This window comes from Roseovarius confluentis, from assembly GCF_002917925.1.
Classification (GTDB): Bacteria; Pseudomonadota; Alphaproteobacteria; order Rhodobacterales; family Rhodobacteraceae; genus Roseovarius; species Roseovarius confluentis.
On sequence record NZ_PPFE01000012.1, the window covers coordinates 59,257 to 71,701 of the forward strand.

The 12,445-nt window shown below is 64.8% G+C and carries 15 protein-coding genes; 5 read left to right on the forward strand and 10 right to left on the reverse strand.

What is annotated here, in order from left to right:
* Window positions 1–108 precede the first annotated feature (108 nt).
* The 3 genes from C2I35_RS19445 to C2I35_RS22545 all read left to right on the forward strand — a co-directional run bounded on the left by C2I35_RS19445 (window position 109) and on the right by C2I35_RS22545 (window position 1,673).
* Window positions 109–735, forward strand: a complete 627-nt coding sequence (locus C2I35_RS19445; RefSeq protein WP_103764694.1) for a TetR family transcriptional regulator C-terminal domain-containing protein — start codon at window positions 109–111, stop codon at window positions 733–735.
* A 129-nt stretch (window positions 736–864) separates the two neighbouring features.
* Window positions 865–1,344 (forward strand): hypothetical protein, encoded by a 480-nt coding sequence (locus C2I35_RS19450; protein ID WP_146050091.1) that lies wholly within the window; start codon window positions 865–867, stop codon window positions 1,342–1,344.
* A 182-nt stretch (window positions 1,345–1,526) separates the two neighbouring features.
* Window positions 1,527–1,673, forward strand: a complete 147-nt coding sequence (locus C2I35_RS22545) for a hypothetical protein (RefSeq protein WP_245890560.1) — start codon at window positions 1,527–1,529, stop codon at window positions 1,671–1,673.
* Window positions 1,674–1,750: 77 nt separating this feature from the next.
* On the opposite strand, the gene preA is transcribed toward C2I35_RS22545, so the two are convergent.
* The 8 genes from preA to C2I35_RS19495 form a co-directional block, all read right to left on the reverse strand.
* The gene (gene preA / locus C2I35_RS19460; RefSeq protein ID WP_103764697.1) at window positions 1,751–3,055 is read right to left on the reverse strand and encodes an NAD-dependent dihydropyrimidine dehydrogenase subunit PreA; all 1,305 of its coding nucleotides are present in this window, start codon (window positions 3,053–3,055) and stop codon (window positions 1,751–1,753) included.
* Window positions 3,043–3,927 carry a class I SAM-dependent methyltransferase gene (locus C2I35_RS19465; protein ID WP_103764698.1) on the reverse strand — a complete coding sequence of 295 codons (885 nt, stop codon included), beginning with the start codon at window positions 3,925–3,927 and terminating at the stop codon, window positions 3,043–3,045. The genes preA and C2I35_RS19465 overlap by 13 nt, the downstream gene beginning before the upstream one ends.
* A 38-nt stretch (window positions 3,928–3,965) precedes the next feature.
* Complete coding sequence (locus C2I35_RS19470; protein ID WP_103764699.1) at window positions 3,966–5,288, reverse strand: NAD(P)-dependent oxidoreductase; 1,323 nt, start codon at window positions 5,286–5,288, stop codon at window positions 3,966–3,968.
* A gap of 205 nt (window positions 5,289–5,493) precedes the next feature.
* Entirely contained in the window at window positions 5,494–6,261 is a 768-nt protein-coding gene (locus C2I35_RS19475; protein ID WP_103764700.1) for an FCD domain-containing protein, read from the reverse strand.
* A gap of 73 nt (window positions 6,262–6,334) precedes the next feature.
* A complete protein-coding gene (locus C2I35_RS19480; RefSeq protein WP_103764701.1) occupies window positions 6,335–6,697 on the reverse strand; it encodes a Lin0512 family protein in 363 nt (120 codons plus the stop codon).
* Window positions 6,694–7,041: a Lin0512 family protein gene (locus C2I35_RS19485; RefSeq protein WP_103764702.1), complete on the reverse strand. Its 348-nt coding sequence runs from the start codon at window positions 7,039–7,041 to the stop codon at window positions 6,694–6,696. The genes C2I35_RS19480 and C2I35_RS19485 overlap by 4 nt, the downstream gene beginning before the upstream one ends.
* A 63-nt stretch (window positions 7,042–7,104) precedes the next feature.
* A complete protein-coding gene (locus C2I35_RS19490) occupies window positions 7,105–7,761 on the reverse strand; it encodes a hypothetical protein (RefSeq protein ID WP_103764703.1) in 657 nt (218 codons plus the stop codon).
* 59 nt (window positions 7,762–7,820) lie between these two features.
* A complete protein-coding gene (locus C2I35_RS19495) occupies window positions 7,821–9,221 on the reverse strand; it encodes a selenium-binding protein SBP56-related protein (RefSeq protein ID WP_103764704.1) in 1,401 nt (466 codons plus the stop codon).
* 202 nt (window positions 9,222–9,423) lie between these two features.
* Between C2I35_RS19495 and C2I35_RS19500 the strand changes: the two genes are divergently transcribed.
* On the forward strand, window positions 9,424–10,701 hold the full coding sequence (locus C2I35_RS19500; RefSeq protein ID WP_245890561.1) for an NAD(P)/FAD-dependent oxidoreductase: 1,278 nt from the start codon (window positions 9,424–9,426) through the stop codon (window positions 10,699–10,701).
* Between the two features lie 69 nt (window positions 10,702–10,770).
* Here the strand turns inward: C2I35_RS19500 and C2I35_RS19505 are convergent, their stop codons facing one another.
* The gene (locus tag C2I35_RS19505; protein WP_245890562.1) at window positions 10,771–11,409 is read right to left on the reverse strand and encodes a PRC-barrel domain-containing protein; all 639 of its coding nucleotides are present in this window, start codon (window positions 11,407–11,409) and stop codon (window positions 10,771–10,773) included.
* A gap of 194 nt (window positions 11,410–11,603) precedes the next feature.
* On the opposite strand from C2I35_RS19505, the gene C2I35_RS19510 reads away from it, so the two are divergent.
* Entirely contained in the window at window positions 11,604–11,975 is a 372-nt protein-coding gene (locus C2I35_RS19510) for a hypothetical protein (protein WP_146050092.1), read from the forward strand.
* Here C2I35_RS19510 and C2I35_RS19515 read toward each other — a convergent pair.
* Window positions 11,963–12,436 (reverse strand): GNAT family N-acetyltransferase, encoded by a 474-nt coding sequence (locus tag C2I35_RS19515; RefSeq protein ID WP_103764707.1) that lies wholly within the window; start codon window positions 12,434–12,436, stop codon window positions 11,963–11,965. The two genes, C2I35_RS19510 and C2I35_RS19515, sit on opposite strands and share 13 nt — an antisense overlap.
* Window positions 12,437–12,445: the final 9 nt, after the last annotated feature.

Genomic DNA, 12,445 nt, shown 5'->3' on the forward strand with positions numbered 1-12,445 from the left:
AAAACCACGATTGCGAAGCGGGGCGGGTCTGTCAAGCATTGCACCTGTTGCTGGCCAATTCGGGCCGGGTGATGCTAAATCTTCGGGCAGTGAAACATGAGAGGCGCGATGGAAGACGGGACGCAGGCGGCGGGCGGCGCCAAGCCGAGCCGGATACAGTTGCGCAACCGCAAGCGCATATTGGACGCCGCGCTGGACGTGTTTTCGATGCACGGGTTCCGCGGCGCGACGCTGGACCAGATCGCCGAGGCGTCGGGGCTGTCGAAGCCCAACATCCTGTATTACTTCGCGGGCAAGCAAGAGATCCACGTCACGCTGCTGAGCGGTTTGATGGACACGTGGCTGGACCCGATGCGCGAGATCGACCCCGACGGCGAGCCGCTGGAGGAAATCCTGCGCTACGTGCATCGCAAGCTGGAGATGAGCCGGACGTTGCCGCGCGAGAGCCGGCTGTTCGCGAACGAGATCCTGCAAGGCGCGCCAAGGATCGGGGCGGGACTGGTGACGGATTTGAAGCCGCTGGTGGATGAGACCGCGGCGCTGATCGAGACCTGGGCGGCGGAGGGGCGTCTGAAGCCGGTGGACGGGCGGCACCTGATCTTTTCGATCTGGGCCACGACGCAGCATTACGCTGATTTCGACGCGCAGGTTCAGGCGTTGATGGATGGGCGCGATACGCATGACGAGGCTGTGGTGTTTCTTGATGCGCTCTATCGCAGGATGCTGGCAATCTGAGGCGCGCGCGGGACAAAAACGCATAAAATGCTGCTTAGAATACGGTCGCGGCACCTGCCCGCTGCGTGGTATGAAGGCAGTTGGGTGCGGGCGCCGGATCTAGCGATCCCCCGTGTTTGGAGTGGATACATGAACATCACAGGACCAGCCCCTGTGACCTTCCTGCCCTCGGTGCCAGCCAGCGCCGGGCAGAACCTTCAGAAACTCGCCGTCAAGAGCGCCGCGGGGTCGGCGGAAAGCAGTGCGAGCGGCAACAATTCCGACAATGCCACGGGCGGCGACGGGCCGCGCATGGATGCGACGGCGCGTCCGGCCCGTGATCCGGCTGCCGACGATGTCTCGCGGCTGCCGGCCAAGGCGTCAGGCGAAAGCATGCTCGACGCGCGGATCAAGAGCCAAGAGACTCCGCGCGATCAACTGGTCGCGGCGCAGTACGAGTTGGTCGGGCGCCAGCAGGATCTTCTGCGGGCCAGCACGCGACTGGAACAGTCGCAGGCCGCGCGCGACATCACCGACCTTCGCGAGATGATCGAGGTTCTGAAGATCGAGGTGGGCGGGGACCAATCGCCAAGCCCGTCAGCCAGTCCTGCCGTTGAAGACGGGTCCTGAGGACCGCGCGCGAAACCGTGGGTGGCGATGCGCAGGGCACCGGAAGGCCTCCTGACGCCTTAACCTGATCTTTACCACGGTGGCGTCAGCTTTGGAGCATGACCCATGTCATTCGCCCTGTTCCGGCCGCCCCTTGGGTATCGCAACTGTTTTCGAGCCAATCGGCACGCAAAGGCTCTGTCGTGCGGCGGTCCCGCCGGTGGGTGGAGCGCGAAGTCGGGCGTGAGGAATTTGAGCGCGAAGTGCGCCGGCGCGGCTTTCACCTGATCGAAACCGGCGACCAGATGATCGTGGTCTGCCATGCGGGGCCCATTCGGATCGTGTTTTGATGCGGTGCGGATCGTCCCCAGAAAATTCGTACGAATTTTCTGGGGGACAGATTTTTCGTACGAAGAATCTGGGGCGGTCATTCCGCGGCGCAGGTCCCCGGATTGTTGGGGTGGGTCGTCCAGTTGGCGTAGTCGTCCTGGACCGTCTTTCCAGTGCGGGGATCTGTCGTGCCGGGGCTGAGTTCCTCCATCGTGATGCAATTCTCGACGGGGCAGACATTGACGCAGAGATTGCAGGCGACGCATTCTTCGTCGATCACCTCGAAGGTGCGCTCCGGAGACATCGAAATCGCCTGGTGCGAGGTGTCCTCGCAGGCGGCATAGCAGCGACCGCACTTGATGCAGAGGTCCTGGTCGATCCGGGCTTTCGTCACGTAGTTGAGATTGAGGTGCTGCCAGTCGCTGAGATTCGGGACGGCGCGGCCAACGAGGTCGTCGGTGGAGGTGAAACCTTTTTCGTCCATGAACTGGGACAGGCCCGAGATCATTTCCTGCACGATCTTGAAGCCGTATGTCATGGCCGCCGTGCAGACCTGCACGTTGCCTGCGCCGAGCGACATGAACTCGGCGGCGTCGCGCCATGTGGTGATGCCGCCTATCCCTGAGATGGGCAGGCCGGCGAGCGAGGGCGTGCGAGCGATCTCGGCCACCATGTTGAGCGCTATGGGTTTCACTGCCGGGCCGCAATAACCGCCATGCGCGCCTTTGCCGTCGATGGTGGGTTCTGGCGCGAAACTGTCGAGGTTGACGGACGTGATCGAGTTGATCGTGTTGATCAGTGACACCGCGTCGGCGCCGCCGTCCTTGGCCGCCTGCGCGGGTTTGCGCACGTCGGTGATGTTGGGCGTGAGTTTCACGATGACGGGCAGGTTTGAGTGTTTCTTGCACCATTCGGTGACCTGGCCCACGTATTCCGGCACCTGGCCAACGGCGGAGCCCATGCCGCGTTCGGACATGCCGTGCGGACAGCCGAAGTTCAGTTCCACGCCGTCGCAACCGGTTTCCAGCACACGGTCTAGGATGGACTTCCAGCTGTCCTCGTTCACCGGGACCATGAGCGAGGCGATGAGGGCGCGGTCGGGGTAGTCCTTTTTCACCCGCGTCATCTCGTCGAGGTTGGTTTGCAGCGGGCGGTCGGTGATCAGCTCGATATTGTTCAGCCCCAGAAGGCGGCGGTCGGCGCCCCAGATCGCGCCGTAGCGGGGCCCGTTGACGTTGACGACAGGTGGGCCCTCTTCGCCCAGGGTTTTCCAGACCACGCCGCCCCAGCCGGCCTCGAAGGCGCGGCGGACGTTGTATTCCTTGTCGGTGGGCGGGGCGGAGGCCAGCCAGAACGGGTTGGGCGAGGTGATGCCGATGAAATTCGTCGTCAGGTCAGCCATGAGCGTGTTTCCCTTGTCTGGTGTCGCGGGGACTGGGGCGCGTTGCGGCGAAAGATCATTTCCACCGGTGCGATGTCGCCCGCCTGCAGGTGTGTCACGTAATTCTTGATCTTTTCGGGCCCGGTGTCGTGCATCAGAAGGTGGATGCCGACGGGCGGCGGGCCGCCGGCCTCTTCGATGCGTTTGAAAACGCGATCGAAGAAGGCCTTTGCAAATTCGGAGCGGTCGCGCTCGCCCACTTGCGAGAAGCCGGCTGCGGCGGCGGCCTGACGGTAGGTCTCGGGCGGGGCCACGAAGGAGAAATCGGCCTGTTCCGCCCAGGGGAACGGAAAGGTCAGGGGACGGTCCGAGCCGCGCATCACGTCGAAGAGCGCGAAGGTGCCGCCGGGGACGAGGACGCGGGCGGCCTCGGAGAAAAGGCGGGTCTTGTCTTCGATATTCATGCCGACATGGAACATGAGGGCGAGGTCAGCGCTGGCATCCGTCTCGGGCAGGTCGAGGGCGCTGCCGGTTGTGAAACTGGTGCGGTCGGCCATGTCGGTGGCGGCGCTGAGCGCCTTGGCGGCGGCGATGAAATCAGGGGTCAGGTCGATACCGCGCACATGCGCGCCGGTGCGGGCAGCGACGTGGCGGGATGCGCCGCCGATGCCGCAGCCGATATCGAGAACGCGGGTCTCGGGCGTAATGCTGAGCTGGTCGATCAGGGCATCGGTGGCCTCGACGCCGCCGGTGTGGAATTCGTCCACGGGCTTGAGGTCATCAAGACCGGGCGCGTCGGGATCGACGCCGGCCTTTTCAAGGGCCGCGCGGATCGCGTCGATCAGGTTGGTGGTGGAATAATGGGTGGACACACGGGACTCGACATCGCTCATGGCGCTTCTCCTGCGGAACCGGGATGGTGCGCAGTGTATCACGAAACGAGGCTTTTATGGATGTCTTCGGCGGCGTCGCGGCCCTCGGCCACGGCTGTCACCGTCAGGTCGTCGCCGCCCGCGGCGCAATCGCCCCCCGCCCAGACGCCGGTGACCGAGGTGCGGCCCGCGCCCGTGATGGCGATCTTGCGGCCATCGAGATCGGGCAGGGCGTCGCCCGCGAGTGCCTGGCCGATGGCCTTGAACACCTGGTCGGCGGGGATGCGCACGGTCTCGCCCGTCGGGGTGAGGGCGTCGTCGGTATATTCGAACTCGATCTCGCGGACGGTGCCGTTGCCGTGGATGGCGCGGGGCGTGGCATTCGTGATGATGCGCACGCCCTTGGACGCGGCGAGGTTCTGTTCATAGACGCTGGCGTTCATGCGGTCACGGCCCCGGCGGTAGACCAGCGTGACGTTGAGCGCGCCCAGCAGTTTCGCCTGCACGGCCGCGTCGATGGCGGTCATGCCGCCGCCGATCACCACGACGTCGCGGCCCACCTGAAGCGCGCGCAGATCACTGGCCTGGCGCAGGTCGGAGATGAAATCGACCGCGTCGAGCACGCCGGTCTTGTCCTCGCCGTCGAGGCCGAGCGCGTTGACGCCACCCAGGCCGATGCCGAGGAAGATTGCGTCGAACTGGTCGCGCAGGGTGTCGAGGCTGAGGTCGGGGCCAAGGGCCTTGCCGTTTTCCAGGGTGATGCCGCCGATCTTCAGCAGCCAGTCGACCTCGCGTTCGGCGAAGCCGTCCACTGTCTTGTAGGCGGCGATGCCGTATTCGTTGAGGCCGCCTGGTTTGGGGCGGGCGTCAAAGAGCGTGACGGAATGGCCGTGCATCGCCAGACGATGGGCGCAGGCCAGACCGGCTGGTCCCGCGCCCACCACGGCGACCGACTTGCCCGTCTCGGGCGCACGGGCGAAGGGATGCGTGCCCGCGGCCTGGAGGGTGTCGGTTGCGTAACGTTGTAGTTGCCCGATCAGGACGGGCTTGCCTTCGGCGGTCTCGCGCACACAGGCCTGTTCGCAAAGCGTCTCGGTCGGGCAGACGCGGGCGCACATGCCGCCGAGGATGTTCTGGGTGAGGATCGTCCTGGCGGCGGCCTCGGGCGTGCCGGTGGCGATCTGGCGGATGAAGAGCGGGATGTCGATATCGGTGGGGCAGGCCGTGATGCAGGGCGCATCGTGGCAGAAATAGCAGCGGTCGGCGGCCACCAGCGCCTCGTGCGGGTCTAGGGGTGGGTGCAGGTCGGAGAAGTTCCGGGCGAGGTCGTCCTCTGACAGGCGGCCGGAGGTGATGCCGGGGGTCAGGGCGGAATGGCTCATGGAGGGCTCCAGTGGCTGTGCGCTTTGTAGAAAGTATTGCACAGATCAAAATTTTATCAATTGGTAAAATTTAGGCGGTTTGTGAACGGCGCGAAAAGCGGCGGCGCGGCGCGCTAAAGCCCGTGATTTGCAGGGTGTGCGGTGTAACGGTGGGTGAACCTGCGCATCGCGCAGAACCACCCACCCTACGATGTTGGCAATGAATTCAGCGGCGGTTCTCGTGTTCGAGGCGCTGGCGGGCGATATGCTCATGCGCCTCGGCCTTGCGCTGGTCGGTCAGTGCCCGTTCGACGAAATCGAGATGGGTTTCGACGGCCGCGCGGGCCGCGACGGGGTCGCGCGCGAGGATGGCGTCGCGGATGGCGCGGTGCTGGTCCAGCAGGCTGGACCGCTTGGTGGACTGGTTGAACATGATCTGGCGGTTGTAGAACACGCCTTCCTGCATCAACTGGAACATCGAGCGCATCATGTGCAGCATCACGACGTTGTGGCTGGCCTCGAGGATGGCCATGTGGAACTCGGCATCGAGCCGGGCCTCGCGTTCGGGGTTGGCGCGGCCCCTGGCCTGCTCCATGCGGTCGAAGGTGGACGCGATGACCTGCAGGTCGGTGTCCGAGGCCAGCCGGGCGGCGCGTTCGGCGGCGAGCCCTTCCATGTCGCGGCGAAAGGCGATGACGTCGAACACGGCCTCGTCGTCGCTGGCGAAAAGCTCGATCAGGGCGGGGGAGAAGGCGCTGCCCAGGACATCGGCCACGAAGATGCCGGAGCCGGCGCGGGAGGTCAGCAGTCCCTTCTGCTGAAGCTCGGCCACCGCCTCGCGCAGGGAGGGGCGGGAGACTCCGAAGCGGTCGGCAAGCTCGCGTTCCGAGGGCAGGCGTTCGCCGGGGCGCAGGATGCCGCGCAGGATCAGTTTCTCGATCTGGCGGGTGACCGCGAGCGAGAGTTTTTCGGGCGTGACTTTCTGGAACGGCATGGGCGCCTCGGGAGTGAATTGGTCAAATCATATGACCAGAGGCGATACGGGGCAAGCGCCGAGCCGTTCGGGGTCAGCCGGCGGTGTAGTTGCCGGACTGGTCGGGCAGGAACGCCTCGACCGCCGCGGTGGCGATGACGATTGTGTCGCCGGTGTCGGGGTTCACCACGTTGTGCCCGCCGAAGGTGGCAGTCACGGTGGCGTTTCCGCGCGGCAGGCAGGCGGCGAGCGCGTCCGTGTCGATTTTGTCGGGGTCCTGCACGCCGATGGTGACCTGCACGCGCATCTGCGACGGGTCGAGGGCGGTGGTCGAATACATCGGGATGGCGGAGCGGCGGATCGCGCTTTCGATCGCGCGGGCGGCGGCCTTTTGGTAGTCCATCCCGTACTGGTCGTTGCCCATGCCCATTTCGATGATGAAGCGGTGATCGGTCATTGGGCGAGCTCCAGGTTCAGGCTGACATTGATGGCGGCGTTGACGATGACGGTAGGCTCACCGTCGGGGCGGGGGACGTCCAGGCCGCCCTTGTGGGCGGTTACGGTGACCTGGCCGTAGGGGAAGACGTCCGCGAGCGCCGTGGTGTCGACGGCGTCGGGGTCCTGCGCGGCGATTTCCACGTCGATCATCATCGCCTCTTTGGGCTGGCCGAAAAGCTCCGCGAGGTTGATGGAGTTGCGCCAGAGCGCGTCCTGCAATGCGCGGCGGGCGGCGGCGGTGTAATCGCGGTGGCGCAGGGACGAGCCGATGCCGAATTCGGTGAGGAGGCGCGTTTTGGGCATGTCTGTGCTCCCATGGGTGGCGTTGGGATTTGAGTATTTTTTGAACAGTGAAAATGCAAGGCGTCAGTGGGTCAGCAGCAGCGCGAGGACGCCGACGAGGATGAGGCTGAGCGCCCAGAGTATGTCGAGGTTGAACCACGATTTCTGAAGAAACTTGAGGCCGAGCCAATGGTAAGTGCCGAGCGCGAGTGCGCCGCCGGAGACGATCATGGCGGCGGTGTGCGCGAGCGCCACCAGCAGCGCGGTGGAGAGCGTGCCGCGCATGAGCGTGTCGGCGGCGGTGTGGCCGGCGTCGGCTGTTTCGCAGATGCCGAGATAGATCGGCACCAGCATCAGCCCGGCGCCGTGAGCCATCGCCACGAGAAAGGACCAGAGGGCGAGGCGCGAGGGCGGCACGCGGGCGAGAAAGCGCGGGTGGCGGCGGTTGATCAGCAGGTAGATCCCGAGGGCGATGACCAAGACGGCGGCGCCGGTCTGGAGGACGGTCTGCCATTCGGCCAGCCAAAGGAGGGCCGAGAAGGGCAGGAGGATGGCGGTCATGGCGGCAAGATGGCCGAGGGCGAGGGCCGCGAGTGCCTTGAAGAGGCTGGACTGGCGGCGTTCCATCAGGGCCGAGGACACGGCAAGCGGCCAGCCCATGCCGGGATTGATGCCATGATAAAGCCCCGAGGCCAGCACCGCCCACCACAGGGCCGCCGTCGTGGAAATGTCAGCGGTCATGGGGCGATGTCAGCGCCGGGGAGGTCCCGGGTCAAGCCCGGGACGCCGTTTTGCATGGATCAGACCGAGGGGTAGCAGAAGCTGTCGGTGGAGCAGTCGCCGCCCTCGAGCCGGATCTGGTGGCTGCGATAGCCTTCGGGGAAGGACAGGTAGAAGTCCTTGTCCAGTTCCAGCCCGCCGTTTTCGCCGACATTGGCCATGACCATCTGGCCGCCTTCGTCATCCGGGTAGAACTGATCGTCCCAGGTGGAATAGAGCGAGTTGGTCCAGTAGACGCGCTTGCCGTCGCGGCTGATCTCGACCATTTGCGGGCCATAGGCGAAAGGCTGGCCGTTGGGGTGCTTTGTGCCCCGGGCGATGCCGCCGAGTTCGACCTTGCCGGCGAGCTTCGGCGCGAACGGGTCGGAGACGTCGTATTGATGCATCTCGCCCAGACCCCAGCAGGCGACGTAGAGGAAGCGGTCGTCGAGCGAGAGGTCGATATCGGTGACCAGCGGCGGCACGGCCTCGAACCCCTGCAGCAGGGGCGGCAGGTTTTCCGGTTTCTCGGGGCGGGGGTCGATGGTGAGTGTCTTCTTGGCCTCGAACGTGCCGTCGTCCTTTTGCCACCACGTGAAGATGGAACCCTGGAGGTTTGTGGTGTCCACCACGACGCCGCAGAAGCCGTAATCCTTGCCAGGGTCGTGGGCCGGGCGGATTTCCAGCGCCATCTGGTGGTTTTCACCGAGGTCGATCGTCTGGACGTTCTTGCGCTGGCGCAGGTTCCAGAAGTGGATCGAATGGCCGTACTTGTTCGACAGCAGATCCTCGGCGACGATGCCGTTCTCGAATTGCGGGGGCAGACCCCATTCGGAACTGACCATGTAGTCGCGCGGCAGGTTCCACCAGAAATCGTAGTGCTTATCCTGCTTGCCGCGGTCCATCTCGTAGCGGCCGAGGATCTCGAAGGTTTCGCAATCCATGATGAAGATGCCCGGAGGGCCGTCGGTGCCGTCCTTGCCGCCGCCACCCAGGGTGGAGACATAGATGCCTTCGGGACCGCAATGGATGGTATGGGGCCGGGAATAGCCGGTTTTGGCGAAGACTTCCTCGGGCTCGATGATCTTGTGGATCTTGGCCTTGAGCGGTTCCTTGACGTCGATCACGTAGATCCGCGACGAGCGGATGCCGGGGATGATCAGGTAGCGCCGTTCGAGGAAGGCGTGACCGGAGAGCGGCGAGAGGGACGAGGAACAGGCGTTCCAGCCGAAATGGTGAAACTCGTCGCCGGTGTTGGGCATGATCACCTGATGGACGATCTGGGAATAGGTCTTGGAGCTTGGGTCGACGTCGACGATGGCGAGGCCGTCGGGCTGGCTGCCGTCGGGGCTGAGCATGAGAGTGAAGGCGAGCTTTTCGGCGGGGGCCTCCATCGCCATTTTCGGAGTCGGGTAGAAGGTTGGGTCTGGTCTCAGGTTCATCTGCAATTCCTCCCTTGGGTGCGGACGCTGTTCCGGTTTCGCGCGCATCAGAAGAAAATCGTCTCACAGAATCGGCAATCGGCCAATTTTTATTTCTCGCGTGCGTTGAGCGCGGCGAGGCTGCGCGGAGGCGGTGTGATATTGACGTCGGGGCATCCGCGTTTCACGGTGCCGCGGCATGGCGGGCCATGAGAGGACAACCGTGACAGGGGACATACCCGGCATATCCCTTTGGGACCATTCGGCGGAGGAGCCGGAGAGCGGCACGTCGATGCGCGGCGACGTGGTGACGGACGTGGCCATCGTGGGGGGCGGCTATACCGGGCTGGCGACCGCGCTTTACTGTGCCGAACAGGGGATGGAGGCGCATGTGCTGGAGTCCGAACGGATCGGCTTTGGCGGGTCGGGGCGCAATGTGGGGCTGGTGAACGCCGGTGTGTGGTATCCGCCGGACAAGGTGCGCAAGCTGTTGGGCGACACCTACGGGCCGCGGTTCATCGAGCGGTTCGGGAACGCGCCGGGGCAGGTGTTCGACCTGATCGAGAAGCACCAGATGCGGTGCGAGGTGACGCGGACGGGGACCATCCATGCGGCCCATGCGCCCGGCGGGATGCGAGGCTTGCGGGCGCGGTACGACGCGTGGCAACGGCTGGGTGCGCCGGTGGAACTGCTGTCGCGCGACGCGGTGGCCGAGCGGACTGGCACGCGGGCGTTTCATGGCGGGTTGCTGGATCATCGTGCCGGCACGGTGAATCCGATGGGATACGTACGTGGGTTGGCGCGGGCGGCGCAGGGGGCCGGCGCGGAGGTGCATACCGGCGTGAGGGCGACGGCGCTGCGACGCGACGGGGAGGCATGGCTTGTCGAAACCGACCAGGGCACGATGCGGGCGCGGCATGTGGTTCTGGCGACGAATGCCTATACCGACACGCTGTGGCCGGGTCTGCGCGATATATTCACGCCGATCGAATTCTTTCAACTGGCGACGCCGCCGCTGGGGGCGGAGATGGCGCACGTCCTGCTGGAGCGGCAAGGGGTCTGGGACACCGGGACTATCATGACCAGCCTGCGGCGCGACGTGCGAGGTCGGATCGTTCTCGGGTCTATGGGGCCGGTTGTGGGCAAGGCCGGGCGGGGCTTGTCGCGGCGCTGGGCGGCGAAACGGCTGGAGCGGCTGTTCCCGGAGCTTGGGGCGGTGGCTTTCGAGGAGGCCTGGCATGGGCAGATCGCGATGACGCCAGATCATTTGCCGCGGATTATCCGGCTGGCGCCCGGTGTGCTGACGCCGATCGGGTATAACGGGCGGGGGATCACGACCGGGACGGTGTTTGGTCAGTGCATGGCGGAGCTGATCGCGGGCGGAGATCCGGCGGGCCTGCCGGTGCCGATGAGCGATCTGAAGCGTGTGCCGTTCAAGGCGATGAAGACCGGCGCGATGCGGGCGGGTTTCGTGGCGCACCAGCTTTGGAAGAGCTTTTAAGCCCGGCTGTTGCGCAAACGCAAACCGCCGCCCGGCAAGGGCGGCGGCAAAAGCGAGATACTTCTCGGCTTAGTTCCAGAAGGCTTCGTCAACGCCGTTCATGGCTTCGATATCTTCTTCGTTGAACTTGGTCACGAAGGTGTAGCTCATGTCATCGACGGGCACGAGTTTCGCATCTTTCACTGACAGCATGACGTGCTTGTCGCCGATGTCGAGGAAACCGCCAACTTCGACGATGATGCCGGTCAGCTTGCCGTCTTGCGACATCACGAGGTCTTCGATCTCGCCGATCTGGTTCCACTCGGAGTTGACTTCGTCATACTCGGTCATGTCCCAGCTTTCGCCTTCGTCGTTGGCTTCGTTGGTGGTGTAAACGGCACCGCCGGTGATGTCGCGGCTGCGGATCAGCTCGCCTTGCATCTGGCTCATTTCTTCACTGGACTTGTCCCAGCCCATGTCGCTGTCACCGTCACTCATGGCCGATTGCTCGGTTTCCATGTTGGACGAGTCTTCGTTCATGGCCGACTGATCGTCCTGAGCGTCACTGCTGCTGTCGGTGGCGGTGTCATTGGCCGTGTCCATTTCGGAGTTGGATTCGACTTGGGTGTTCTGGGTGTCGGTGTCCATCTCGGTGTTCGAGTCGCTCTGGGCAAACGCGGTGGTGGCTACGAGTGCCATTGCGATGGCGGTGGTTCCAAAGAGTTTCATTATCTGTCTCCTGTTCATTTCTGTTCTGATGGATCAACGCGGCGGGGGGTGCGTGTCGTTCCGAAAAACTATTGAAAAATTGAGGCTTAGCGCGTGAAACCTTTGGCGGGGGGAGTGCGTTAGGGCGCTTGGCGCGGGCGTCGCTGCTCATGATTTCTTAACCTTGTGGCGGGCAAGCTGGGACCATGCTCAGGATGCTTTTGATTTTGCTGGTGCTGGGGGCCTGCGGGACGCCCGGCCCGGAGTTCGCCGGGGTCGCGCCGGTGCGCGTCAAGTTGGGCAAGTCGGTCTTTGACATCCGCGTGGCGGGGCGGCGCGCCGAAGCGATCCGGCTGAACCCGCGACCCGCAATGCGGCTGGCCAGCGTGGGCGTGCCGGCCGTGCTGGCCATCGAGAGGGTCAGCGGGTGCCGGGTGGACCGGCTGCGCGGGGACCAGGCAATGATGCGGGCCACGCTGGATTGCGGGGCGGGCGCCCCGGCGCCACGACAGCGCGAGCCGTATCTTGAATGCGACGCGTTCGATCTGGACGCGGATGGCGGCGCGTTGATCTGTTACCCGTTCTGAGCCGCCACGGGGGACAGGATCTTTTCCATGAAGACGCTGGTGGTGTTCGGGCGGTAATCGCCGAAGATGCCGCGCCGGGTAAAGCCATGGCGTTCGTAAAGGCGGATGGCGGCGTCGAGCGCTTCGGCCGTTTCCAGGCGCAGGACGGTGATGTCTTCGCCCCGCGCCTCGTCTTCCAGCGCGCGCAGGATCGCGGCGGCCACGCCCCGGCCGCGGGCGGCCTCTGAGGTGAACATGGATTTCACCTCGGCATAGCCGCGCTTGAGGGCCAGCGCCCCGGTGCCCAGCGTCTCGGCCCCGTCGCGGGCGGCGTAGAAGCGGATATCGGGGCCGCGCAGCTCTTCGAGGTCCAGGAAATAGTTGTCCTCGGGCGGAAACAGGTCGCGCATCATGGCGTGGCTTTGTTCCAGCAGGGCACGGGGGCCGGGACTGGAGGGTTTGGCGATTTCGACGATGAGCATGGGGCGCGG